The organism is Streptomyces sp. NPDC048479, from assembly GCF_040651435.1.
Lineage (GTDB): Bacteria > Actinomycetota > Actinomycetes > Streptomycetales > Streptomycetaceae > Streptomyces.
This window is the reverse complement of the sequence record NZ_JBEZKA010000015.1, coordinates 90608-114506: the sequence shown is the minus strand read 5'-3', so window position 1 is coordinate 114506 and position 23899 is coordinate 90608. Positions and strand designations below refer to the sequence as shown.

20 protein-coding genes and 2 pseudogenes are annotated in these 23899 nt (G+C 68.4%); 13 read left to right on the top strand and 9 right to left on the bottom strand.

What is annotated here, in order from left to right; translation table 11 throughout:
- Positions 1-202: 202 nt before the first annotated feature.
- The 3 genes from AB0D12_RS23380 (at position 203) to AB0D12_RS23370 (ending at position 4158) form a co-directional block, all read left to right on the top strand.
- Positions 203-1789, top strand: coding sequence for a glycosyltransferase family 2 protein (locus tag AB0D12_RS23380; protein ID WP_362686062.1), 1587 nt, complete (start codon positions 203-205; stop codon positions 1787-1789).
- A 17-nt stretch (positions 1790-1806) separates the two neighbouring features.
- A complete protein-coding gene (locus AB0D12_RS23375; RefSeq protein WP_362686059.1) occupies positions 1807-2910 on the top strand; it encodes a glycosyl hydrolase in 1104 nt (367 codons plus the stop codon).
- 309 nt (positions 2911-3219) lie between these two features.
- The gene (locus tag AB0D12_RS23370; RefSeq protein WP_362686056.1) at positions 3220-4158 is read left to right on the top strand and encodes a MerR family transcriptional regulator; all 939 of its coding nucleotides are present in this window, start codon (positions 3220-3222) and stop codon (positions 4156-4158) included.
- Between the two features lie 174 nt (positions 4159-4332).
- Here AB0D12_RS23370 and AB0D12_RS23365 read toward each other — a convergent pair.
- Positions 4333-4440 (bottom strand): annotated as a pseudogene (locus AB0D12_RS23365) (chloramphenicol phosphotransferase); the annotation flags it as partial.
- A 448-nt stretch (positions 4441-4888) separates the two neighbouring features.
- Here AB0D12_RS23365 and AB0D12_RS23360 point away from each other — a divergent pair.
- Complete coding sequence (locus AB0D12_RS23360; RefSeq protein WP_362686054.1) at positions 4889-5434, top strand: hypothetical protein; 546 nt, start codon at positions 4889-4891, stop codon at positions 5432-5434.
- Between the two features lie 151 nt (positions 5435-5585).
- Here the strand turns inward: AB0D12_RS23360 and AB0D12_RS23355 are convergent, their stop codons facing one another.
- Positions 5586-5798 carry a hypothetical protein gene (locus tag AB0D12_RS23355; protein ID WP_362686051.1) on the bottom strand — a complete coding sequence of 71 codons (213 nt, stop codon included), beginning with the start codon at positions 5796-5798 and terminating at the stop codon, positions 5586-5588.
- 122 nt (positions 5799-5920) lie between these two features.
- Positions 5921-6763 carry a hypothetical protein gene (locus tag AB0D12_RS23350; RefSeq protein ID WP_362686048.1) on the bottom strand — a complete coding sequence of 281 codons (843 nt, stop codon included), beginning with the start codon at positions 6761-6763 and terminating at the stop codon, positions 5921-5923.
- Between the two features lie 357 nt (positions 6764-7120).
- Here AB0D12_RS23350 and AB0D12_RS23345 point away from each other — a divergent pair, with 357 nt between their 5' ends.
- From AB0D12_RS23345 to AB0D12_RS23310, 8 genes are all read left to right on the top strand, one after another.
- Complete coding sequence (locus AB0D12_RS23345) at positions 7121-7816, top strand: L,D-transpeptidase (RefSeq protein WP_362686045.1); 696 nt, start codon at positions 7121-7123, stop codon at positions 7814-7816.
- Between the two features lie 309 nt (positions 7817-8125).
- Entirely contained in the window at positions 8126-8920 is a 795-nt protein-coding gene (locus AB0D12_RS23340) for an oxidoreductase (protein WP_362686363.1), read from the top strand.
- 740 nt (positions 8921-9660) lie between these two features.
- Positions 9661-10659, top strand: a complete 999-nt coding sequence (locus AB0D12_RS23335; protein ID WP_362686042.1) for a 3-oxoacyl-[acyl-carrier-protein] synthase III C-terminal domain-containing protein — start codon at positions 9661-9663, stop codon at positions 10657-10659.
- Positions 10656-11609, top strand: coding sequence for a hypothetical protein (locus AB0D12_RS23330; protein ID WP_362686039.1), 954 nt, complete (start codon positions 10656-10658; stop codon positions 11607-11609). The genes AB0D12_RS23335 and AB0D12_RS23330 overlap by 4 nt, the downstream gene beginning before the upstream one ends.
- Positions 11609-13576 carry a fatty acid CoA ligase family protein gene (locus AB0D12_RS23325; RefSeq protein WP_362686036.1) on the top strand — a complete coding sequence of 656 codons (1968 nt, stop codon included), beginning with the start codon at positions 11609-11611 and terminating at the stop codon, positions 13574-13576. Before AB0D12_RS23330 ends, AB0D12_RS23325 begins: the two co-directional genes overlap by 1 nt.
- The gene (locus tag AB0D12_RS23320; RefSeq protein ID WP_362686033.1) at positions 13573-14607 is read left to right on the top strand and encodes an NAD-dependent epimerase/dehydratase family protein; all 1035 of its coding nucleotides are present in this window, start codon (positions 13573-13575) and stop codon (positions 14605-14607) included. Before AB0D12_RS23325 ends, AB0D12_RS23320 begins: the two co-directional genes overlap by 4 nt.
- A gap of 2 nt (positions 14608-14609) precedes the next feature.
- Positions 14610-17798: a non-ribosomal peptide synthetase gene (locus AB0D12_RS23315; protein WP_362686030.1), complete on the top strand. Its 3189-nt coding sequence runs from the start codon at positions 14610-14612 to the stop codon at positions 17796-17798.
- Positions 17795-18475 (top strand): formyltransferase family protein, encoded by a 681-nt coding sequence (locus tag AB0D12_RS23310; protein WP_362686027.1) that lies wholly within the window; start codon positions 17795-17797, stop codon positions 18473-18475. The genes AB0D12_RS23315 and AB0D12_RS23310 overlap by 4 nt, the downstream gene beginning before the upstream one ends.
- 136 nt (positions 18476-18611) lie before the next feature.
- On the opposite strand, the gene AB0D12_RS23305 is transcribed toward AB0D12_RS23310, so the two are convergent.
- The gene (locus AB0D12_RS23305) at positions 18612-19787 is read right to left on the bottom strand and encodes a serine hydrolase domain-containing protein (RefSeq protein WP_362686024.1); all 1176 of its coding nucleotides are present in this window, start codon (positions 19785-19787) and stop codon (positions 18612-18614) included.
- Positions 19788-20036: 249 nt separating this feature from the next.
- On the opposite strand from AB0D12_RS23305, the gene AB0D12_RS23300 reads away from it, so the two are divergent.
- Positions 20037-20495 (top strand): DUF5709 domain-containing protein, encoded by a 459-nt coding sequence (locus tag AB0D12_RS23300; protein WP_362686021.1) that lies wholly within the window; start codon positions 20037-20039, stop codon positions 20493-20495.
- A 68-nt stretch (positions 20496-20563) separates the two neighbouring features.
- On the opposite strand, the gene rpmG is transcribed toward AB0D12_RS23300, so the two are convergent.
- The 5 genes and pseudogenes from rpmG to AB0D12_RS23275 form a co-directional block, all read right to left on the bottom strand.
- The gene (rpmG, locus tag AB0D12_RS23295; protein ID WP_362686018.1) at positions 20564-20728 is read right to left on the bottom strand and encodes a 50S ribosomal protein L33; all 165 of its coding nucleotides are present in this window, start codon (positions 20726-20728) and stop codon (positions 20564-20566) included.
- Between the two features lie 351 nt (positions 20729-21079).
- Positions 21080-21271 (bottom strand): annotated as a pseudogene (locus tag AB0D12_RS23290) (GNAT family N-acetyltransferase); the annotation flags it as partial.
- A gap of 52 nt (positions 21272-21323) precedes the next feature.
- Positions 21324-22337 (bottom strand): hydrogenase expression/formation protein HypE, encoded by a 1014-nt coding sequence (gene hypE, locus AB0D12_RS23285; protein WP_362686361.1) that lies wholly within the window; start codon positions 22335-22337, stop codon positions 21324-21326.
- A 100-nt stretch (positions 22338-22437) separates the two neighbouring features.
- Complete coding sequence (gene hypD, locus AB0D12_RS23280; RefSeq protein ID WP_362686015.1) at positions 22438-23562, bottom strand: hydrogenase formation protein HypD; 1125 nt, start codon at positions 23560-23562, stop codon at positions 22438-22440.
- Entirely contained in the window at positions 23559-23882 is a 324-nt protein-coding gene (locus AB0D12_RS23275) for a HypC/HybG/HupF family hydrogenase formation chaperone (RefSeq protein WP_362686012.1), read from the bottom strand. The genes hypD and AB0D12_RS23275 overlap by 4 nt, the downstream gene beginning before the upstream one ends.
- Positions 23883-23899 lie beyond the last annotated feature (17 nt).

Sequence of the window (23899 nt, the reverse complement as noted above, 5' to 3'; positions counted from 1 at the left end):
TTTCATGTCTGAGTAACGTTGTTTGTTACCAAGGGGGGACATGTCAAGATATTCATCGCGGCTGGATCGGCGCGCCGAGAGGAGGAATCGCCGCAACGCTTCAGCCGTCGCTGGCTACGCCCGTGCTGCCCGGACCTGCGGCCCGCTGGCCAACCCGGGCCGAGAAGTGGAGTTCCGCTCGGTGCTACGACCGGGCCATCGGGTGTCGCTCACAGTTCTGACCGCCGCCACCGCCCTGGCCGATATCGTATTCATCGGCTGGCTGCTGCTGCCCCAGCATGTGCCCGGGCCCGGGGTGACCGGCGTCGGTAACGGCTGGCTGTTCCTGGCCCGGCTCGGGTTCTGCTTGGTCATCGCGGTCGAGACGATCAAAATCGTGCAGGCGGTGGCGATCTGGGTGTTCGCCTTCCGGGCGAAGGACCCCATCCCCATGGTGCCGCCGCGCGGACTGCGGATCGCCATGCTGACCACCATCGTGCCGTCCAAGGAGCCGATTGCCGTCGTTCAGCGGACGCTGCGGGCCATGCTGGAGGTGGCGCGCTGGGACTGCACCGTGGACGTCTGGATCCTGGACGAGGGAAACGATCCGACCGTACGGCAGATGGCCGCGCGCCTAGGGGTCCACCACTTCAGCCGCAAGGACCGGCCGGAGTACAACATGCCGTCCGGCCCGTTCCATGCGCGTACCAAGTCGGGAAACCACAACGCCTGGCGCGCCGAGCACGAGAACGAGTACGACGTGGTCGCCCAGATGGACCCGGACCATGTGCCGCTGCCCTGCTTCCTGGAGAGGACCCTGGGCTACTTCCACGACCCGGACACCGCGTTCGTGGTCGCCCCCCAGGTGTACGGCAACGCCTACGACAACTGGGTCGCCCACGGCGCCTCGGTGCAGCAGTACCTGTTCAGCAGCATCGTCGAGCGGGGCGGCAACGGTCTGGACGCCCCCTTGCTGATCGGCACCAATCACCTCTACCGGGTCGCCACATGGCAGCAGATCGGCGGCTACCAGGACTCCATCATCGAGGACCATCTGACGAGCATGAGGGTCCACGGCACGCTCAATCCCGCCACCGGAAACGGCTGGAAAGGGGTCTACACCCCCGATGTCGTCGCCGTGGGCGAGGGCCCGACCACCTGGACCGACTACTTCAATCAGCAGAGGCGCTGGGCCTATGGCATCTGGGAGATCAAACTCAACCCGCGGCTGAGGCAGGGCATCCGGCTCCGGCCCCGCCAGCGGCTGCTGTACGACCTGGTTCAGTTCTACTACCCGAGCGTCGCCATGAGCCTGACGCTCGGCACCCTCGCCACCGCCCTGTACATGCTGCTCGGAGTCTCGTCCATTCAACTGCCGGGACTGCCCTGGTTCCTGCTGTGGTCGGCGGGCATGGGCGGCTCATTCGCCCTGTGGCTCTGGCTGCGCCGATTCAACCTCGCCGAGCATGAGAGGCGGGAGATCGGTATGGCGGGGATCCTCCTGTCGCTCTTCGCCGGGCCTGTCTACATCGCAGCCGCGGCGAGCGCCCTGCTGCGCCGACCGCTGGCGTATGTGGTCACCGCCAAGGGCGAGCTGCGCAGTTCGGAGTCGCTGCGCACCTTCCGGCTGCACCTGATGTGGGCCCTGCTGGCCGGGGGTCTGCTGACCGTCAGTTTCCTCCACGACCATGACTACACCGGCATGCGGATCTGGACGCTGCTGGCCCTTGCGGCCGGCTCTGCCCCGCCGCTGCTCGCCCTGGCCCAAGGTGTCTCCACACGCTTGCGCACCGCGAGGGCCGACCGGTGAGGGTCACTACCCCACGGGTGCTCGCGCTACTGTGTGCCGCCCTACTGTCCTGGTACACCTTCCAGGTGGCGCCGGATCTGGCGGACCGCGAACGGCGCGAGGCAGCCGCGCGCGCCGACGCAGTGCTGCCACCGACGACCGTGCTGCCGGACGACGATCGCGCGCCGCACCACCCCGCCCCGCAGAGGCCCACGGTCTTCTTCCCCGCCGCGGGAAACGCGTTCATCGGCGTCTTCACCTCCGCGGGCGCCCACGACTTCACAGAGGCGGCCGATTTCGCCCGGCAGACCCGGCACCGCCCGCAGGTGTACGAGTTCTCGGCCGACTGGGAGACCGATCACTTCGACGCTGAGGCCATCAACCGTGTGGCCAAGCGGGGCATGCTGCCCATGGTCGCCTGGGAGCCATGGGACCACAGAGCCGAGGCCGACGAACCCACGCTGCGTGGAGAGCAGCCCGAGTACCGGCTGTCGAGGATCATCCACGGCTCCTTCGATTCGTACATACGGTCATGGGCGCTGGGCATCAAGTCGCTCAGCTACCCGGTGGCCATCCGCTTCGCTCACGAGATGAACGGCTACTGGTACCCCTGGTGCGAGCAGTCCAACAGCAACCGCCGTGGGGAGTACGTCCGAGCGTGGCGTCATGTGCACAAGATCTTTGACGCGGTGGGAGCACGTAATGCCGTGTGGGTGTGGAGCCCCAACGTCAGCTACACGAACTCCACACCGCTTACCCGGCTCTACCCGGGAGACGCATACGTGGACTGGGTGGGTCTGTCCGGCTACTACGGCACCGTGGGCAAGGAGAACTACCAGTCGTTCGACCAGCTCTTCACTCCGACGAGGACCGAACTGCGCCGCTTCACCCGCAAGCCGCTCGTCATCACCGAACTCGGCGCCACGGACGCCGCCGGGCGGAAAGCAGAGTGGATCACCGGCATGTTCCGTGCTCTGCCGCGCCACCGCGACATCATCGGCATCATCTGGTACCAGGCGGTGAAGGAGATCGACTGGCGCGTGGGCACGTCCCACGCATCCTCAGTCGCCTTCACCGCCGGGGCCTTGGCGAGCCGGTACCAGCAGAAGTGGGAGCCAGGTATGGCGCCGCGTCTTCGGTAGATTGTTCAACGGTGCGGATGCAGGACGACTTGATAGTTCTCGCCGCCGTACAGGAACTCGTACCGGTTCTCGAGCGCGAGCCGTCGATTGATCAAGTCTGCGGCTTCGGCGTGTGCCTGCTGATCGTAGTTCGCGAAGCCTATGGGGCGTCGCCGTGGACCGTGTCAATGAACTGTGGGAGCGGATCGAGCCGCTGCCGACCCCTGGCCCCAGCGCGGACGCCACGTCGACGCGGTCGATCCTGGCGTGCTCCCACTGGCAGGCGAATGGGCTGGAGTCTCCAGTAGGGGGAGACGCGAAGGTGGGGGCATGGACAACGACACGCTCTACTCGATCGGCGATCTGGCCCGGCGGACGGGTCTCACGGTCAAGACCGTTCGGTTCTACTCCGACTGCGGGATCGTGCCGCCGACTGACCGCAGCCCGGCCGGCTACCGCCTCTACGACATCGACGCCGTCGCACGACTGGACCTCGTGCGGACCCTGCGCGACCTGGGACTGGACCTTCCCACGATCCGGAAGGTCGTGGACCGGGAGCTCCCGCTTCCCGAGGTCGCCGCAGCGCACGCCGAAGCACTGGAAGTGCAGATCCGGATCCTGCGCCTGCGGCGCGCGGTGCTGACGGCGGTGGCCAAGCGCGGGTCCACCCCTGAGGAGATGGATCTCATGCACAAGCTGGCCAAGCTCTCCGAGGACGAACGCCGACTTCTGATCGGCGAATTCCTCGATACCGCCTTCGGCGGTCTGGACGCCCATCCAGAATTCGTGGGGATCATGCGCTCGATGACCCCCGAACTGCCCGACAACCCCGAGGCCGAGCAGGTCGAAGCGTGGGTGGAGTTGGCCGAACTGTCCCAGGACCCTGATTTTCGCGCCGACGTGCGGCGCATGGCTGAGCATCATGCGGCCGAGCGCGCCCAGGCCGACACCCCGGGACTGCACCGCGACCCTGCCGCAAGCATCCGTGACCAGGTCGGCCCAGCCCTGGTAGCCGGCATCGACCCGGCCTCGCCCCAGGCGGATCCGGTCGTCGCAGTGGTCACGGCTCAGTACGCGCACGTACTCGGCCGCCCCGACGACGTCGAGCTTCGGCCCCGGCTGTTGACCTGGCTGGAGAGCGTGAACGACCCTCGCAGGGAGCGGTACTTTCAGCTGCTCGCAGTGATCAACGGCTGGCCGGCCCCGGAAAGCCTGGCGCCGGTGTTCGACTGGTTCATCCAGGCTCTGCATGTCCGTACGCAGCGATAATGGGTCGCTCGCGAGGCGGCATGGACCGGGCATGGTTGTCGTCAGCTGAGGACGTCGCCGTCATACTGCGGGCGGCGCGACACCGGCCGCCCTCTCTCTCGTTCTTCACCCCTGGTGCGACGGAGGACGTTGCCGCATTGGTGGAGCTGTGTCGCGATCCCCCTTCGCTGTCCATCACGTGACACGGCCAGCGAGGGCCCGCGCGCACTCCATCGACTCGGCGTGCGTCGTGTCCACCTCCAGGTCGTAGAACACGCCCGCCTGGACCACATCCGCCTGTGACACGGGCTTCCTTTCTGCGGAAGCGCATCGCCGACCAGCGGGGCGTGGCCGAAGGCGAGGCTGCGCCCGCCGGCCTGATGAGGTCGAGCTCGTCAGGGCATGAGGCGTCCACCGATACGAGTTGCAGGCATCGGCCAACGCCCTCAGTCAGTACGCATTGCTGATCCGTTCGCTGCCCGAGTCGCCGCGACCGTGGCCCGTCGCCCTTCCCTCGCCGACTCCCGCGCCCCTCCTCTCCCGGTGCGGAATGAGCCATTGCCGGTCTGCCCTCGGAACCTCGGCCTGATGGCGCTTACGGACCGCCCGCAGCCCGTTGCACGGGGTGTACGCCCATGCCGGAGGCAATGACGGCAGCCCCCGGAGAGCGGAGGGTTCCGGCCGGGAGGGCGGCCGACGGGGCCCAGTGGGTGCAGACGGGGCGCCGCGCGGTCTCCTAGCCTCCCTCGCCATGCGCCTCACACACCTGAGACGGATCGCCCTCGCCGCGGTCCTCGCCGTCGCCGTCGCCCTCCTCGGACTGGCCCAGCCGGCCGCTGCCGACACACCCGACCTGACCTTCACCGTCGATCAGCCAGTCGCGGCCCCGGGCTCCACCGTGAACCTGACGATGACGCTCACCAACAACCAGGCCACCGACGTCGCGTTCGTCTATCAGTCGATTCAGCCGACCTGGGCCACATCACAACGCAGCGATCTGAAGTACTCGTTCACTTCGTGCGCCTCCGAGGGCGCCACGTGTACCGGCACTGGCACGACCGGGCTCGGAGTGAACTACGCCCTCCCCCTCGCCCCGGGTGCCAGCCGCACCGTCACTCTCACGTTCCAGATCGCCCCCGACTCCGGCTGCAACGGCAGCATCTCGTTCTACTCGTACCTCTACTACGAGTACAACGGACACCAGAGCGCCAAGGACGGCATCCACAACACCCCTGTCACCCAGGTGGACTGCCCTCCCGCTCCGCAACCGGGCTCCTCGAACGCAGACCACTCCTGACCCCAAGTGGCCGGCGAGCAGGGCAGGCGATCCCGGCAGAAACACACCGGGGTCGTCTGCCCTGCCCCCCATGCAGCCGCAGCTCGGGACGACCAGCGCAGCCCCAGCGAAAGTCCCTGGGGCGAGCTTGCCGCAGGGGTCCGGTCGGCGCTCAACAACGGAAAGCGGGGCCGTTCTGTTTGGTGAGGTTGTCGTTGGACATCCAGCCCGATGTGTTGGTGCCGGCGATCCGCATGAACGTCCAGGTGTGGCCGTGGGAGTTGACGACGTAGCAGTGGTACCAGACCTTTGCTCCTGATTGAGCCTGTGCCACGTCGGAGCATGTCGCGTACGGCCCGGTCTTGAGGTGGTAACTGCCCGTCATGTAGCCGTAGGTACCCGGATGCGGGTCCTGGTGGCCCCATCCGTTGCAACTCGTCGACACGGAACTGGATGTCGCTGTCGGGCTCGCGGGCGACGACGCGCAGGAGCATCAAGTGAGCCGGGTCAGCCGGTGCGCACCGCCGTGACTGTGAAGCGTTCGACCTCGGCGATGTGCCCGCCGGTGGAGGCGACCACCGTGAGCACCGGGTCGCGGGCGCCGGAGAAGGTCACCGACTGTTTCCAGGGCTGGCCGTTGCCGCCGGCCGAGGTGCAGCACGAGGTGCCCAACGGCGCCGCGGACGACGGCTGGCGTACCTGCACGCGGATGTTCTCGTCCACGCCGGTGATCCGCCCGCCGATCAGCACCGGGGAACGCACGAGCGCCCCGTATCCGGGCATGGTCAGGGAGAACGTCGTGTCGTCGGTACCCACGACCTCCCACGGGGCGTCCGGGCCGGTGCCGTACCGCACGAGGTGGACAATCGCCGCGGTGCCGCCCTCGGACCCGCGCAGTGCGACGCCGATGCGGGCGTCCGAACCCTTGACGGTGTGCGCGGAGATTCGGCCGATGTCCCGGAAGCCGAGGTAGCCCTGGGTGAAGGACAGTGCGGTCCGGTCCGGGTCGAGATGCCAGGGCTGGTGTCCCCCGGAGTGATAGTCACGCTGCCACGCCTGGGCCTCGGCGAGCGTGGCGAACGGCCAGATCGGCTGGAGGCGTCCGGAGCCGAGCGCCGGCGCGCTGCCGCCGGGTGCGGGCGTGGTCGGCGCTTGCGTGTCTGGCGACGTGGTCGCCGACGGGGCCGAGGGAACGGGCGTGGTGGGCGACGGCGACGGCGAGGACGTCCCCGGTGCGGCGGAAGGCGATCCCGACGCGTCCGGGGGTCCGCCAGAACTCCCGCAGGCGGTGAGCATCAGGCCGGTCACGGCTGTTGCGGCGAAGAGTCGGAATGGGAGCCAGATGTTCATAGGTGCCCCAAAAAACGTGTACCGACCGCCGGTACGGTCTGTGCGCCTATCGTGCCACCAGTCCGGTTCGCGTCACAGACCCCCGGCCCGGTCGTGTCCCCGTAGGCCGAGCGCCCATCGGGCTGCTGCTGGGCGATGACTCGCCCGTCATGGTGATCGTCGGCGAGCTGGGCATTGTCGTAGCGGCACTCCCCACCTCGTAGCGCCGCCCATCGCGGCCTCGGAGCCCCCGGCCCACCAGGTCGCCCGCCTGGGCAGCTGTTACGGAACCGTCTTCTTTCCCCGTGCAACTACGAGGTCCCCTCTGCCGTCTACCAGGCGGAACTCGCAACACGCCCGCATAAGGAGTCGACAGCCGTGGGGGACATACGCCGACGAGGAGTCGTCGCACTCGGGATCACCGCGCTGGTGGCCCCGCTCACTCTGGCCATGGGAAGCACGACCGCTCAGGCGGCCTCGTGCACAACGCAGACCGGGGCGTACCAGGAGCAGGTCGAGAAGTTCCTCGGCCGCCCGGTGGACGGAAAGCAGTCGGCCGCCGACTGCAAGGCGATCCAGGCATTCCAGACGAAGCACTCGATCAGCCCGAACGCCGGACTGGCGGGACCCATCACCTGGGGCGTCATGGATCTCATGAACAAGCAGAAAGCCGTCGGGAAGAACCCGAACAAGTCCCGCAAGTGCCCCACAAACAAGGGCCGCGTCGCCTGTGTCGACCTGACACTCCAGCTCAGCTGGATCCAGGACGGCGAGAAGCTGGTGTACGGACCGGTCGCGGTGCGTACCGGCCGCGATGGACACGAGACGCGGACCGGCCTGAAGAAGATCTACTGGCGCGACATCGACCACGTGTCCACCCTCTACGACGTGCCGATGCCGTACAGCCAGTTCTTCGACGGCGGCCAGGCCTTCCACTCCGTGGGCATCAGCGTCTGGGCACCGCCCGGCTCGCACGGGTGCGTGAACATGACCAAGAGCGACGCCGCCAAGTACTGGAGCCTGCTCCGTAACGGCGACGACGTCTTTGTCTACGGCCGCAAGGCCGGAACCTGAGACACCTCACGACCCGGCAGTGCCCGTACAAGCGCCCGGAGGGGGCCGGAACCATGTTCCGGCCCCCTCCGGCGCAATTGTCATGGGACACACAGACGGTGCCCGGCAGTGCCGGTGAAGCCGCAGCAGCCGGCCCCCCGCCCAAGGCCGGCGCCAACGGATGCCGACCTGTATGCGGCGCACGGTCAACTCCTCCCCCGACGAGCTCGTGGCGATGGGCATCCGCGCTGGTACAAGTCGTGATACTGCCTCCATGCGCCCGATTTGGGTTGATTTCATGCTGGGTTCACGACGCAGGAGTGCATGCCGATGGATCTGAACCTCACCGACAAGGTCGCCGTCGTCACTGGTGCCAGCAAGGGCATCGGCTTGGCCGTCGCCGAGGCGCTCGGTCGTGAAGGCGCGCGTGTTGTCGCCGGCAGCCGTACTGAGACCCCTCAGCTGGCTGCGCTGCGCGAGAGGTACGACGTCGCCTTTACCCCTGTCGATCTGGCCACCGCCGACGGTGCGGCCCTGCTGGTCCAGGCTGCAGCGGACCGACACGGCAGGATCGACCTGCTGGTCAACAACCTCGGCGCGACCCGCCCCCGCCCCGGCTTCCTGGACGTCGATGACGCCGAGTGGGAACGGGCCTTCGATCTGACGTTCTTCAGTGCGGTCCGCGCCAGCCGTGCCTCACTGCCGCATCTACTCGCCGCCGGCGGCGGGGCAATCGTCAACATCAGTTCCATCAACGCCCGGCTGCCCTTCCCCACGGTGGTGGATTACTCAGCGGCCAAAGCCGCGTTGAGCAACCTCACCAAGGCTTTGTCGGAGGAGTTCGCCCCGCGCGGCGTACGCGTCAACGCCATCGCTCCGGGGCCGGTCCGGACCCCGTTCTGGACCGACCCCGGCGGCTTCGCCGACGCCGTCGCCGCCGACGCGGGCAGTACCGCCGAGGAGGTCCTGGACGAGGTCGTGCCCCGGCAGATGGGCATCTCCACCGGACGGATCACCGAGCCCCAGGAGGTGGCAGACCTCGCTGTCTTCCTGGCCTCCCCCCGCGCCGGCAACATCACCGGTGCCGAATTCGTCATCGACGGCGGCCAGATCAAGACCACCTGACCGGTCACGAATCATGTCCGGCTGATGCTGCCCCATGCCACTCCGGCCCGAGGCGTGCGATGGTCAGCGGAATAGGGTATCCGTTCCTATTGCCTCCACCGCGTCCAACTCGTCCAGCCGGGGCTGGAGATGCGTGTCGCGGCTTTCCGGTCACAGCCGGGCACCCGTGCGTGGACGCGCCAATACGCTCACAGGCCCGTGCCCCCAGGTGCGACTGTTCATCTGCGCGGCAGCGGCCGGCGCAGAGCACCACATTCGTATGATCGAGATCCGGACAGACATCGCGGGGATTGTGCACAACCAGCGCTCTGGAAAACCGGTTCTCCTCCCCGCATCCGGCAGGCACGGCGAGGCGAGCCCCGCTGCTCCGGCGCGACTCCGCCGAGGAGGTCCCATCCCTCCAGCCCGCTCCGGTATTCCGTGCCGAACTCGCCGGGATCCTGCCGCAATATCGGCAGCCGACCGTCGGCCATCACGCTCGGCAACACTCCTGTAACCACAGAGTGGTGATCATCACAGGCTCGTGGTGTCAGACCCCCCTGAGCAGTGCGCTAACGTCATCGGGCGGCGCACCGAAGTCGGGGATTTCAAGAGCCATGACCAGGCCGGCTCGGCGATGAAGCCGGAATCAATTGAGGCTTTCACCCCGTCAGCGCGTCGCGTGAATAAGGAATCACCAGGAGAGGTTTATGAATAAGAGTCGATTAGAGTCCATCGGGACGTATCTCCCCTCGGCTGTTATGAGTACTCCGGAGCTCCTCACTCGCATGGAGAAGTCTCCGGAATTCGACCTCTTCAAGATTACCGGAATGGCCGAGCGCCGCGTCGCGGACGACACTGCCGACCTCCCCGAGGACTGCCTCACGATGGCAGTCTCGGCAGCCCGCGACTGCCTGGATCGCTCCCGCTACGCCCCGGCCGAGATCGACGTCGTGATTTCCTGCTCCATCAGCCGCACGACGGACGGCCGGCGCCACCAGTTCGAGCCGTCATTCGCCCACCGCATCGCCAAGGAGATCGGCGCGATCTCCGCCATTCACTTCGATGTCTCCAACGCCTGCGCGGGCATGATGACCGGCGTCTACCTGCTGGACCGGATGATCCGCTCCGGTGAAGTGCGCAATGGCCTGGTGCTCAGTGGGGAGCACATCACCCCGATCGCCTTCACTGCCGCGCGCGAGATGGAGGACAGCCGGGACCCCCAGTTCGCGTCCCTCTCCGTGGGCGACTCGGCCGTCGCCGTGATGGTCGATCGCGCCACCGACGAAGCAGACGTGATCCACGACATCGAGCTGATGACCTGCTCGGAGTACTCGCATCTGTGCCTGGGCATGCCCAGCGACGACACCGGCGATCTGGCCATGTACACGAACAACAAAGAGATGCACGCCCAGGACAGGCTCTCGCTGTGGCCGACGTTCCACCGCGACAAGCTGGCCGATGACGGTCGCCAATTCGCTGACGAGGGATACGACTTCATCGTCCAGCACCAGGTCGGCAGCCGGTTCATCGACTTCATGAACCACGTGGGCGAGAACATCTTCGACACACCGATGCCGCAGACGCTCTCGGTCGTCGAGAAGTTCGCCAACACCGCGACCACCTCCCACTACCTGGTACTCCACCAGGCACTGGCGGAAAGCCGAATACCCAAGGGGTCCAAGATCCTCCTGGTACCCGCCGCCTCGGGTGTGGTGACCGGTTTCCTGTCCGCGACCGTCTCCTCCCTGGAGGTATGACCATGGCCACCGTCATCACCTCCACCGCCCTCAGCCCGGCCGACGACGCCGGCAGCGCGATCGGGTACGCGGCATCAGCCGGCAGCGCCTGCCTGGAACAAGCAGGGCTCACCGCCGCGGACGTCGACGTCCTGATCAACGTCGGTGTCTACCGCGACTCCAACATCTCCGAACCGTCCGTCGCCGCGCTCATCCAAAAGCGCATCGGTATCAACCTGGACTACCTGCACGCCCCCGACAGGCGGGCCGCATTCTCGTTCGACCTCATGAACGGCGCCTGCGGCGTGCTCAACGCCGTCCAGGCGGCCGGTGCCCTGCTGGCAACCGGGAGCGCCCGCCGGGTGTTGGTGGTCTCCGCCGACACGCATCCCTCGATGGATCCGTCGAAGGCGGGTACTGCCGAGTTCCCGTACGCGAGCACCGGCGCGGCGCTGCTGCTGGAACGCACCGACGACGCCTGTGGCTTCGGCCGGGTGCACCACCGATCGGCGCCGGGGGCACACGGCGTCAACGGGTATCTGCCGCTGCACGAGGCCGGCTCCGAGGGGCGTGACACCATCGTCGTCGACCGCTACGGCGGCGTCCTGGAGCTGATGCTCGACCTGGCCGTCGACTCCGTACTCGGCTGCCTCGCGGCCGAGGAGGGCACCGACGCCGACGGAGCGACAGCGGTACTCGACCGCACGCTCCTGATCACATCCCAGCCGTCGCCCGACTTCCCCGCCCAGCTCGCCAAGCGCCTGGGTGTGGCATCCGATGCCGCCGTCACCGTCGAAGGAGTGCAGGGCGACCCACACACCTCGGCACTCGCCTACGGCTGGCGACAGGCACAAGACGCGGGCAGGCTCGGGGGCTTCGACCGGATCCTCTTTCTCGCCGTTGGCGCCGGGCTGAGTTCGGCAGCCTCCCTTTACCGCCTGGCCGGCGACAGCGACGGAGCGGCGCGCTGATGCCTGGCACCACAACCGGACTGCGCCAGGACGCGTTTCTGACCGAACTGCTTGCCTGGCACGCCGTCCGCACGCCCGACAAGCCGGCCGTCATCCACCCGGACGGCGGCCGGGTGGAGTCGGCCGGCCGACCTGCCTACGCCTCGGTCGGCTACGCCGAATTCGCCGCCCGCGTCACCGCCTGCGCCGCCGCACTGGGAGAGCACGGCATCCGCCGCGGCACCCGTACAGCCCTGCTCGTGACTCCGGGCGTCGACCTGCTGACGCTGGTCTTCGCTCTGCTGCACGTCGGCGCGGTTCCGGTGGTGGTCGATCCCGGCATGGGGCTGAACCGCATGCTGGACTGCCTTCACCGGGTGGGTGTCCAGGCATTCATCGGCGTACCGGCCGCACACATCCTGCGGCGGCTGCGCCCGCGTGCCTTTGCCGGAGTGCGGAGTCTGATCAAGGTGGGCGGCGGGAGCGGCACCGCGCTGGAGGACTTGACCGCCCTCGGTGCGGGCCTGCCGCAGCTGCCTCCGTTGAAATCCGGGCCCGACGACCTCGCACTGATCGGCTACACCACCGGCAGTACCGGCCCGGCCAAGCCTGTCGAGCTGACCGTCGGCATGCTGCGGGGCATGGCGTACGGCGTCGAAAAGGGCCACTTCACCGCCGACATGACAAGCACCCTGGTCACCCTGCCCCTGATGGGCGTGTTCGACCTCGCGGCGGGCCGCACGGCCGTGGTGCCGAAGATGAACATGGGCCGGGTCGGCGCCGCCGACCCGGCGCTGCTGACCGACGCGATCCGACGCTTCTCCGTGAACGCCATGTTCGCCTCCCCCGCGCTGCTGGGTCCGCTCTCGGCCCATCTGGCAGCGACCGGCGCCCACGTGCCGTCGCTGCACATGATCGTCTCCGGTGGCGCACCGGTGAGCCCCGAGCTGATGGGCGCGCTGCGCGCCGTACTGCCCGACGAGGCACGTGTGTTCAGCACCTACGGGGCGACCGAGGCGCTGCCGATAGCACTGGTGGAGAGCAGAGAAGCGCTGGCCGGGCCGGCCGCCGGCCCGGCTGAGGGCCTGGGTGTCTGTGTCGGCCGGCCCGCACCCGGCACAACGGTGCGCACCATCGCGGTCAGCGACGGGCCGGTCCCCCGATGGACCCGCAAACTGCCGGTGGCAGCCGGTGAGATGGGCGAAATCGTGGTCAGCGGTGAGGCGGTCAGCCCGCGCTACTTCCAAACGCCCCAGGCCGACGCCGAGCACAAGATCCAGGACGGCGAGCGTCGTTGGCATCGCACCGGTGATGTCGGGTGGATCGACGGTGAGGGAAGGATCTGGTTCTGCGGGCGCAAGAGCCACCGGGTCCGCGCCGCCGACGGCGACCTGCACACGGTGCGCTGCGAGAGTGTCTTCAACACCCACCCACAGGTGAAGCGCACGGCGCTGGTGGGCTTCGGCCCCTACGGCGAGCAGCGGCCGGTGCTGTGCGTGGAGCTGGCACCGGGCACCGACCGTAAGCAATGGCCCCGGATCGAGGGCGAGTTGCTCGAACTGGGCGCGCGCAGCCCCATGACCAAGGCGATCGCGGACTTCCTGCCGCACCCCGCGTTTCCCGTCGACATCCGCCACAACGCCAAGATCCGCCGGGAGCTGCTGGCCGGATGGGCCGACGACCAGCTCACCGGAAGTCGTCGCCCAACGGCGGCCGACCGGGCGCTGCGCACCGTCCCGCTGCTCGGGTGGGCGTACCTGGCAGCCTGGCCGCTGCTGCCCCTGGACCATGTGGCGCTGACCGCTCTGTGGTGGGTCGACGCCTTCCTGAGCGTTGTCGTCCACGCGGTCCAGATACCGTCCGCTCTGCGCGCGGAGCAGGAACTCGCCACCGGGCGCAAACCATGGGCGACAGCCGCGCTCACGATGCTCTTCGGGGCCACGTGGTGGCGGACACAGCTCCGCAAGAGGAAGGGCGCTTCCGTATGAAGGTGCTGGTGACGGGCGCATCCGGGTTCCTCGGCAGCCATATCGTCGACGCCTGTGTACGCGCCGGCGACCACGTGCGGGTGCTGGTGCGCGAAGAGAGCGACCTGAGCTATCTGCGCACCGTCGCAGGTATCGAGTTCGCGTACGGCGACCTGCGCGACGCCGACTCGGTACGCCGGGCGATGGTCGGGATCGATGCGGTGCACCACAGCGCGGCGCGGGTCACCGACAGGGGCACCCGCGTCCAGTTCTGGGACGAGAACGTCTCGGGCACGGCGCGCCTCGTGTCGGCCGCCCAGGAAGCCGGGGCACGACGCTTCGTCTTCATCAGCAGCCCCAGCGCACTGATGAGCATCCAGGGCGGCGACCGCCTCGACATCGACGAGAGCGAGCCCTTCCCCACACGCCACCTCAACCTCTACTCGGAGACCAAGGCCGCCGCGGAGCGCCTGGTGCTGGCCGCGGACCGCGCGGACTTCACCACCGTCGCGCTGCGCCCGCGCGCCGTGTGGGGCCCGCGCGACCACTCCGGTTTCATGCCGCGGCTGCTCGCGAAGATGATGACGGGCAGCCTGCCCGACCTCTCCGGGGGCAGGCCGGTGTACGCCTCGCTGTGCTACTGCGAGAACGCCGCCGATGCCTGTGTGCGGGCGGCGCGTGCCGACGGCGTTGGCGGCAGGGCGTACTTCATAGCCGATGGACAGCCGGTGGAGATCTGGAGCACGCTCGCCGGCCTAGCCGAACGGTTCGGCGGCAGGCCTCCGACCAAGCGCGTCTCCCACAGCCTCCTGCGCGCAATCGCCTTCACGGCGGACATGGTCTGGAAACTGCCGCCGCTGGCCAAGCACTCGTCGCCTCCGCTCTCCCGCTACTCGCTGGCGCTGCTGACCCGTTCGGCGACGTATGACATATCGGCGGCGCGGCGGGATCTGGCGGCGCCGCGGGTGGGCCACGAAGCCGGGATGGCTCAGCTGGAGGCCTGGATCAACAGCATCGGCGGCGTCAACGAGTTCATCCGGAAGGTGAAATAGCCATGACTGCGCAGCATGCCGCCACGGGCATTGTTCCTGGGGCCGGTACTGGGAGCAGCACCGCCTTCCGTCGGCCCGTCTCACCGACCGAGTGGTCCTATCTGGCCGCAGCCCGTCTGGGTGAGCTACTGGTGCTCCAGCTGGTGGTCGAGGGCATCGGGCCGATCGACGCCCTGGCCTTGAGCCGCGCCGTGGCGCAGGCCTCGGCGTCGTGTCCGGGCTCGCGCCTGGTACGCCGCGGCAGGATGTGGGTCGACAGCGGACTGCCGGCCCGGATCGTGGTCGCCGATGGACGGGCCTTCGACCGCAGTACGCTCACCGGCTTGCCTGAGCTCACCGGCCAGCTGGCCGAGGCGGAAGGCCGCTCCGGCTGCGAGGTTCTGCTGCTCACCGGCGAACCCAGCACCGTGGTGTTCCGCGCCTCCCACGCCGTGATGGACCTCAAGGGCACGGCGATCTGGGCCGCCGAGATCTTCCGCGCTCTGCGTGGTGAACCGCTGCACGGCGCCGCCGGTTCCCTGGCCGACTACCAGTTGCTGGACACGCTCGGCCGCCCCGGGCAGCGGCCCCGCCTCGGCCTCGACCAGCGCTCGCCGCTGGCCGGCCGGCCGGGCAGCGGCTCGGTGTGGCGGCGGCGTACGGTTCCGGGCCGACACGCGGCGCTGGCATCGAAGGTGGCGGCGGCGGTTGCCGGGGCCGTCGGTGGTTCCGCGGCCCGGATCATGGTCCCGGTGGATCTGCGGCGGCACGTCCCCACCGTGTCATCGACGGCCAACCTGGCGCTGCCGGTGTTCCTCGACGTCCCGGCCGGCCAAGGCACGGATGCGGTGCACCGGCGGTTGCTCAACGCTCTGGCCGACCGCCGGGAACTGGCAGCCGGGGCGGAGACGGCGCTCGCCCGGCTGCCGCTGCCCGCAGCCGCAGCACTGGTCGGGGCTTCGCGCGCCGCCACGTACGCCCGGCACCGTTATCTGGCGTCGGCAATCGTGTCCAATGCCGGCCGACTGGCGCTCGAGGAATTCAGCACTGGGGAGTTCACCGCGGCGACCGTGTACGCCCTGCCGGTGCATGCCCCCCTGGTTCCTGTCAGCATCGCACTGCTCGAACTGCCCGAGCACACCGAACTGGTGATCTCGGCCCGCGGGGCCGCGGACGTCGGCGAGCGCTGCGAGTCGCTGCTGGACCGGATCGAGACCGCGCTGGGCACGGCCGTGCCGGTCTCGTGCGCGCCGCCGACGGCACCGCCTCGCGAGCCCGGCGCCGCCGACCGGCTGCTCGCACCCGGGCCTGACGGGCTTCCGCCGCTGGACACCACAGTAGTGCAGCTGTTCCGGGCGCAGGCCGCCCGGCGGCCCGAGGCACCCGCAGTGATCGGCGGCAGCCATTCGTGGTCGTACGGGGATCTGGACCGCCGCTCGGACTCCGTCGCGGCCGTGCTGCTCGCCCGCGGGGTCGAGCGCGGCGAGGTGGTCGGTGTGCTGGCCGACCGCTCGGCGCTCGGCCTGGCCGGGGTCTGGGGTGTCCTCAAGGCAGGCGCCGCGTTCTTGCCCATGGACATCCGCAATCCGGCGCAGCGGGTCAAGGAGCTGCTGCACGACGCTCAGGTCCGCTTCTGTCTGACGGATGCGGCCTCGGCCGACACGGCGGAGGGGGCCGACTGCACAACGATCCTCCTCGAGGATGTCGGCAGCGACCACACCACGCTCGACGGGCAGGCGCACAGCGTCCTGGCCGCTGCCGCTCCGGACCCGGACGATCTGGCGTATGTGATCTACACCTCCGGTTCCACCGGCAAGCCCAAGGGCGTCCAGATCGAGCACCGGAGCCTCGTCAACGTGGTCGGCTGGATAGCCCCGTTTCTGCGGTGCGACGAGCAGACCCGGCTCGCGTACTCCTTCTCGCCCGGCTTCGACCTGTCGATGATGCAGATCTTCCCGCCGCTGCTGCACGGTGGCGCCGTCGTACCGGTGCCCGGCGAGCTCGACCCCGTCAAACTGCGTGAGATGTTCTCGGGGCTGCAAGCCAACACCCTGGCGCTGACCCCGACCCACCTCGAGCTCGCCGCCCGGCTCGGCCTCCGACCGGCCGGCATCCGCGCGCTCCATCTCGGCGGCGAGAACCTCACCATGGCCAGCAGCCAGTGGGCACGCACGTCGTTCGGGCCCGACTGTCTGATCGTCAATATCTACGGCCCCACCGAGGCGACGGTGGCCTGCACGGTCGCCGTCGTCGGCGACGACGCCACACGCGCCTCCACGCCGATCGGAGTGCCGGTACACCGCACCTCTGTGGCCGTGCTGGACGAGCAGCGGAACGATGTCCGGGACGGCGAGTTGGGCGAGCTCTATGTAACGGGTGTTCAACTGGCCCGCGGCTACCTCGGCCGCCCCGACCTGACGGCCGACCGCTTCGTCTACCTCCCGGACGGCCGGCGCGCCTACCGGACCGGCGACCTGGTGCAGCAACTGCCGGACGGGCAGCTCGAGTACGCGGGCCGGATCGACACGCAGGTCAAGATCCGGGGTCACCGGGTCGAGCCGGCCGAGGTCGAGGCGGCGCTCACCGCGCTGCCGGACATCGCCCAGGCCGCCGTGGTCGCCCGCCGCCGGCACCACGCCGGCCCGCAGGCACTGTGCGCCTATGTGGTCCCCGCCGAGGGTGCGGCGCCCCTCGACGAGGCAGCCGTACGGGCGGAGTTGGAGCGTACGCTGCCGTCCCACCTGGTGCCCTCGGTGGTGTGTGCGGTGCCCGGGCTGCCGGAGACGGCCAGCGGCAAGACCGACCGCAACGCGCTGCCGAATCCTTTCGACGAAGCAGCCGAAGCAGACGGAGAAGCCCAAGCAGCGGCAGGGCCCGGGAAGCCGGCCGCCTCGGGAGCACCCGCCCCGAACCCCACGGGCACGAAGCCCCCCGGGACCCTACGTGCTCCGGGAGCCGCCACTGCGGCGGTGACTGCCGGGATCTGGTGCCGCATCCTGCACTGCGATGCCACTCGCCTCGATGCCTCCTCCGACTTCCATGCACTGGGCGGCGACTCACTCGCCGTCCTGGAGATGCTGGCCGCGCTCGGCGACGAACTGCTGGGACAGTCCATGGAACAGCAGTTCCTGACCCAGCTCGGTTCGCTGAGCGAGAATCTGACGCTCGGCCGGGTCGTCGAGACCGTCGACGCGCTGCGGAGCACGTCGTGATCTTCGTCGGTGAGGGCGCGCTGCTCTGGCGCGCCGTACAGCACACTCTGGACAGCGGCCTGGCCGTGGACCTGGTCTGCGGCCCTGCCGCCGCACGGACGGCTCGGCCCGACGTGCCCTTCCTGACCGCCACGGACGTCAACACGGTCGCTGCCGAACTGGCCGCCGCCAGCACGGACGGCCTTGTCTGGTCGGTCAACAACCGGATGATCTTCCGCGCTCCGGTCCTCTCCACCGGGCTGCGCATCCTGAACGTCCACCACGGCCCGCTACCTGCCTATCGGGGGCTGCCCGAGGTGGCTCTGGTGTACGCGATGCTGCGCGGCGAGCGGGAGTTCTCCGCGACACTCCACCAGGTGGACGAGGGCATCGACACGGGCCGTACGCTGGCCGCCGAGCCCTATCCGATCGGCCCGAACGACCCGTACCACGTGGTGCTGCGCCGCGGCCTACAAACCTGCCACCACCTCTTCGAGCGCTGCCTGCCCCTCGCCGCAGCCGACCCTGAGTGGGTCGGCGAGCCCACCCCACCCATGGGGGCCGACGCCGGCGGCTACTTCGGCCGCGAGGCACTGATCCGTCTGCCCGAGCACCGCAGTAACCCGAATTTCGGGCGCGCCACCGACCTGGGATTCCTGGCCGGCTACCTCCCGGAGCTCGCCGCAGCGCTGGCCTGAAGCCGGGCAGCCATCCGCACCGACCGCGGACAGCGGCTGGTCCGCGGGCAGGCGGCGAGCCCCCGGCCCAGGACGCGCACCCCCTGCTCGGCTTCCCCGACGGTCGGCTGGAGGGAGCGGCCGCGGTGAGTACTCCTCAGCCGCCGCTCAAGGGAGTGTCCGGGGCGACGTGGTTGGCGACCGAGATCAAGAGCTCGGTACTGAAATTCTTGGCCGTGTTGCTGCCGATCCCCTGTGTCGCGACCGTCGCGATCGCGATCTTCTTGGAAGGCAGATAGGCGACCGTTCCCTGATAGCCGGCGAATGACGGATTCTGCAGGAGCCAGGTGTTCTGCACGGCCAGCCCAAGGGCATAGGAGGCCGTCGGCGACAGCTTGGAAACGGGTGTGATCTGTACCTTGTGCGACTCGGGCGTCAGCAACTTCCCCTCGCCCAGTGCCATCACCGACTTCCCCATATCTTCCAACGTTCCCGTCATGACCGCTCCCGGGGCCAGCGTCCACGACGGATTCCAGTAGGTGGAGTCCTCGAATACGCCCCGTTCGTTGTCGAAGGCATGGAGTACCGGGGCGGTGATCTCCGCCGTTGACGGGTTGTCGGTCTGAGTCAAGCCGAGGGGCTTCAGGATGTCATTCCGCATCACTTCCGACAGGGGCTTCTTCTCCACTTTCGAGATGATGTCACCAAGGATCACCCAATTGGCGTGCGAGTACACGAAACCCGTTCCCGGGGTTTTCTCGAGCGGCTTGGAGACGGAGATCTTCACCAGTTCTTCCGCCGTCCATTGCCGAAACGGATTCTTGTAGAGCTCGGCCAAGAACTCACGATCCCGGACATAGTCCGAGTATCCAGAGGTGGTAGAGGCCAGCATCTTCAGTGTGATCTCGTCCGCGTGCGGAAGGTCGGGGCGCCACCGGGAAATCTTGTCGTCAAGCTTTACCTTGCCCTCGTCGACGAGCATGAGAATTTCCGTCGTCAAATAGGGAATCGCAACCGAACCCATCCGGAAATGCATGTCCGTCGAGACAGGAACGCCCGTCATCGACTCCCCTGAAGCGACATTCGAAATTCTCTTGCCGTCGACCCATACCCCTGCCATGGCTGCACTGAGTTTGTACTTCTTCAGGGATTCTTCGACCTGCTTCTCGGTGAAGTCGGCGGTGTCGGCCGGAATGCACGTGCCGCCTGGAGAGATCTGGCCGGACGGACACGCCTTCGCAGCGCTCGCGGCCTCACTGTCGACGCAACCCGCCAGCGAAGCACCCAAAAGCAATTGCAGACACGTGAGCGTAACTGTCTTGTGTGTACGCACGGTGGAGCCTCCATGCAAGGTCGAAGGACGCCGACTCTGCGATCCCCACTTGTCGCCTTTGAGGGCCTCGTTTCGCATGCTAACCGTCGGCGTCAGCCGGCGCGCTTCAGAGGATTTCCAGGAGCTCCTCAGAACCGCACCGCACCTCCAAGCCGACATGGGGCCTGCGAAACGGCTCGCCACAGGGCGCCCGGCACCGCAGCCTGACGGAAACTGAAAGCAGGGAGCAGGGAGCCGTGAGGAGGAGACATGACCGAGAGCACCATGGGCGACGAGGTCTACCAGCCGGACGGGTCCGAGGTGCAGGACGATGCCGGGCTGCTGGACGCCGAGGACACACTCGAGGATCCGGCGCTGCAGATCCTCTCCGACGGGTACTCCCCGCCGGAGCGACCGTGGGCCGTGGACCGGGTGGGCACCACCGCAGCGGAGCAGCGCTGGGGCGAGAGCCTTGAGGAGCGGCTGGCCGAGGAGGCACCGGACGTCACTGTCCCCACGGGCGATGGACTGGGGGACGCCTCGGATACCGACGGCGAGCTGATCGACGACGAGGTCGGGGCGGACCGCGCCGGGCGGCTTGTGGCCCCTGACGAGGGGGCCCACTCCGACCTGGAGAAGGAGCTGGTCGCTACCGACGTCGGCATTGACGGCGCCGCCTCGGCGGAGGAGGCGGCGATGCATGTGATCCCGGAATCCGAGCAGTTCTGATCTGCGCGAGGCTGCGCTGGGCGCTCGACCGAGCGCCCACCGCGCGGCGTCCGGCAGAGGCTCCGGCGTCAGCGTTCCTCACGGAACAGAACGTGCCGGCCGACGGTGGCGTCGTACTTGCGCAGGAGCAGGCGGTCGGGGTCGTTGCGCCGACTCTTGCGGGTGACGTAGGTGTCACCGGTCCCGGCAGTCGACCGCAGAGTGATGACCGGTCGGGTGTCGCTTCGTGCCATGGGGTGCCTCCCGGCGATTCCACTGGACCCCATCCCATAAATGAGATGGTTGTCGTTTTCATCGATGTGCTGATGGAGTAACGAACCAAGACTCCACCGCATTCCCGGGCGCCGCCCCGCTTCGGTGGGCTCCGACGGAAGGCTCACGGGTTCGCCGGTGCCCCAGCCAGCGGGCGGCCCGCCGGTGAGCTGCAACCAGGCGCTGCCGCCAGAGAGCGGCCGGGCAGCCCCGGCGTTTTCACGGTCGAACCGTCCCCATGATCCGTCAGTTCGTGAACGCACAGCGGACCGCGAACGCTGAGCACCACCACAGGCAGAGCGGCTCCTACGTCAAAGGCGCCTGCCCTGCCCCTACGAACGGGCGGGCTGGTTGGCGATCAGCAGAGTGGTGCCGGCCGGGCGGAAGCCCAGGCGGGCGTAGATACGGGCGACCGCCTCCTCCGCGTAGGCGAGGAAGATGGTGCGCACGCCGTGGTCGCGGGCATGGGCGGCCAGGGCCGCCGCGACGGCGGCGCCGAGGCCTTGGCGGCGGGCGGTGGGAAGCCTGGCCCGGTGGTGTGAACGTGGATGTGTGACGCGTTCCGCGACGACGGCATCAGCAGATTCGTGGCAACTGCTCACCGATCGGCAGGTCCACCACCCGCGTGCCGCCAAGTCCGGTACGCGCCACCACCATTCCGGGGTGCGCCTCCACAGCTTCGCCGATCACAGATGCGTCAGCGCCCAGAGGGTGCGAGCGCATCGCTTCCAGGACCGGCTCCGCGTGCTCGCGCGGAACGAACGCCACGAGCTTGCCCTCATTGGCGACGTACATCGGGTCCAGCCCCAGAATGGCGCAGGCGTTGGCCACGGGTGGCGGGACAGGAATGGTGCGCTCCTGGATGACGACTCCGGCGCCGGAGGCCGCCGCGATCTCGTTCAGAGCGGCTGCCAGGCCTCCGCGCGTGGGATCGCGCAGCACATGCAGGTCCGGGGTGACAGCAAGCATCGTCTCCACCAGGCCACCGAGCGCCGCGCAATCGCTTTCGATCTCCACACCGAACTCGAGGCCCTCGCGGACGCTCATGATCGCGACGCCATGGACGCCGATCGCGCCGCTGACGATCACAACATCACCGGGGACGACGCGCTGCGGCCGCAGATCGACGCCCGTCGGGATGATGCCGATCCCCGCGGTATTGATGAAGATCCCGTCACCGTGGCCGGCTTCGACCACCTTGGTGTCGCCCGTCACCACTTCGACCCCCGCGGTGCGCGCGGCCGAACCGAGCGCCTGCGACACGCGCGAGACCACCGAGAGCTCGACCCCCTCCTCCAGGATGAATCCGCAGGAGAGATAAGCGGCTCGGGCGCCGCTCATAGCAAGGTCGTTGACGGTGCCGTTGACAGCCAGGTCACCGATACTGCCGCCGGGGAAGAACAGCGGCCGCACCACGAAGGAATCCGTGGAGAAGGCCAGCCGGACTCCGCCGAGCGAGAGCGCCGCGGAATCGCCCAGCTGGCCGAGCACCTCTCCCCCGAAGGCCGGCGCGAAAATGTGCTGGACGAGCTCGGCGGAGAGCACGCCGCCACCGCCGTGGCCCATCACCACCCGGCTCTGGTCCCGCATTGGGGCTGGGCAGGTCCACGCCGTGAGGTCCGGCAGCCGCGGCCCGGCGGCCTGCGGTGAGCCGTTCAACGGTGTATCGATCGAGAGCGCTTCTGTGGTCTCAGACAACGGGGCTCGCCTCCAGCGATGCGTTCGTGATGTCCAGCCGCCGGTAGAGGTAGTACGCGGCGCAGGCGCCCTCACTGGAGACCATGGTGGCGCCGAGCGGGGTCCGCGGCGTGCACAGCGTGCCGAAGGCCTCGCATTCATGAGGCTTCAGCAGACCCTGCAGGACCTCGCCACTGCGGCACTCCGCCGGCTCCCTGGTCTGGATGCCGGTGACCGAGAAGCGGTACTCGGCGTCGTACTCCCGGTACCGCGATGACAGCCGCCAGCCGCTGCCGGGGATCGTTCCGATGCCGCGCCAGGCACGATCGGTGACCTCGAAGACATCCGCCAGCATCGCTTGAGCGGCGCGGTTTCCCTCGGGGCGCACGGCACGCGGGTAGGCGTTGTCCACGGTGTGCTCACCGCGTTCCAGCTGCTGTACGGTCCTGCGCACCCCCTCCAGGATGTCCAGCGGTTCGAATCCGGTCACGACGATCGGGACACGGAACCGCTCGGCCAGCTCGGGATACTCCGCGACGCCCATCACGCTGCACACATGCCCGGCCGCGAGAAAGGCCTGCACCCGGCAGCTCGGGGACTGCATGATCGCCTCGATCGCGGGAGGCACCCTGACATGGGACACCAGCAAACTGAAGTTCTGGATACCGAGCCTGCGCGCCTGATACACCGTCATGGCATTGGGCGGCGCAGTCGTCTCGAATCCGATACCGAAGAACACCACTTCCCGGTCCGGGTTCTGCTGAGCGATCTTCAGGGCGTCGAGCGGCGAGTAGACGACCCGTACATCGCCGCCTTCGCTACGGACCTGGAACAGGTCACGGCCGGTGCCGGGCACGCGGAGCATGTCACCGAAGGAGCAGAAGATCACCTCGGGGCGGGAGGCGATCTCCAGCGCCTTGTCGATGACTTCCAGCGGGGTGACGCACACGGGACAGCCGGGTCCGTGGATCAATTCCACCTGGTCAGGGAGCAACTGGTCGATGCCGTGCCGGATGATCGTGTGCGTCTGTCCCCCGCAGACCTCCATCAGTGCCCACGGTCTGGTCACGGTGGAATGGATGTCATCGAGCAGGCGGCGCGCCAGATCCGGGTCCTGGAACTCGTCGATGTACTTCACTTCTTGGCCTCCTGGGGCGTGTCGGTGCCGGCGGCGGGCAACGGGGATCCGCCGGATCGCGCCACCGGCTCCCACGGATCGCCGAACTCCTCCTGGAGCAACCCGAGCGTGGCAAAGAGCTCGAGGGTCTTCTTGGCCGACTCCTCGTCCAGGCGCTGCAGGGCGAACCCCACATGCACGATGGCGTACTCGCCGACCTGGAGGTCCGGCAGATACTCCAGGCACACCTCCTTGACGACACCGCCGAAGTCCAAGCGGGCCATACGGGTGCCGTCGCGTTCCTCGATGTCCAGGACTCTCCCGGGTACCGCCAGGCACATGTCGTTCTCCTCGCTGT

What these genes read in the sequence shown, in the direction of transcription:
- AB0D12_RS23315 (WP_362686030.1), top strand. Translation starts at nt 14,610, where the DNA reads ATGACTGCGCAGCATGCCGCCACGGGCATTGTTCCTGGGGCCGGTACT.
- AB0D12_RS23320 (WP_362686033.1), top strand. Translation starts at nt 13,573, where the DNA reads ATGAAGGTGCTGGTGACGGGCGCATCCGGGTTCCTCGGCAGCCATATC.
- hypE (WP_362686361.1), bottom strand. Translation starts at nt 22,337, where the DNA reads ATGCGGGACCAGAGCCGGGTGGTGATGGGCCACGGCGGTGGCGGCGTG.
- AB0D12_RS23335 (WP_362686042.1), top strand. Translation starts at nt 9,661, where the DNA reads ATGAGTACTCCGGAGCTCCTCACTCGCATGGAGAAGTCTCCGGAATTC.
- AB0D12_RS23325 (WP_362686036.1), top strand. Translation starts at nt 11,609, where the DNA reads ATGCCTGGCACCACAACCGGACTGCGCCAGGACGCGTTTCTGACCGAA.
- AB0D12_RS23300 (WP_362686021.1), top strand. Translation starts at nt 20,037, where the DNA reads ATGACCGAGAGCACCATGGGCGACGAGGTCTACCAGCCGGACGGGTCC.
- AB0D12_RS23275 (WP_362686012.1), bottom strand. Translation starts at nt 23,882, where the DNA reads ATGTGCCTGGCGGTACCCGGGAGAGTCCTGGACATCGAGGAACGCGAC.
- AB0D12_RS23340 (WP_362686363.1), top strand. Translation starts at nt 8,126, where the DNA reads ATGGATCTGAACCTCACCGACAAGGTCGCCGTCGTCACTGGTGCCAGC.
- AB0D12_RS23330 (WP_362686039.1), top strand. Translation starts at nt 10,656, where the DNA reads ATGACCATGGCCACCGTCATCACCTCCACCGCCCTCAGCCCGGCCGAC.
- AB0D12_RS23350 (WP_362686048.1), bottom strand. Translation starts at nt 6,763, where the DNA reads ATGAACATCTGGCTCCCATTCCGACTCTTCGCCGCAACAGCCGTGACC.
- AB0D12_RS23355 (WP_362686051.1), bottom strand. Translation starts at nt 5,798, where the DNA reads ATGACGGGCAGTTACCACCTCAAGACCGGGCCGTACGCGACATGCTCC.
- AB0D12_RS23360 (WP_362686054.1), top strand. Translation starts at nt 4,889, where the DNA reads ATGCGCCTCACACACCTGAGACGGATCGCCCTCGCCGCGGTCCTCGCC.
- rpmG (WP_362686018.1), bottom strand. Translation starts at nt 20,728, where the DNA reads ATGGCACGAAGCGACACCCGACCGGTCATCACTCTGCGGTCGACTGCC.
- AB0D12_RS23370 (WP_362686056.1), top strand. Translation starts at nt 3,220, where the DNA reads ATGGACAACGACACGCTCTACTCGATCGGCGATCTGGCCCGGCGGACG.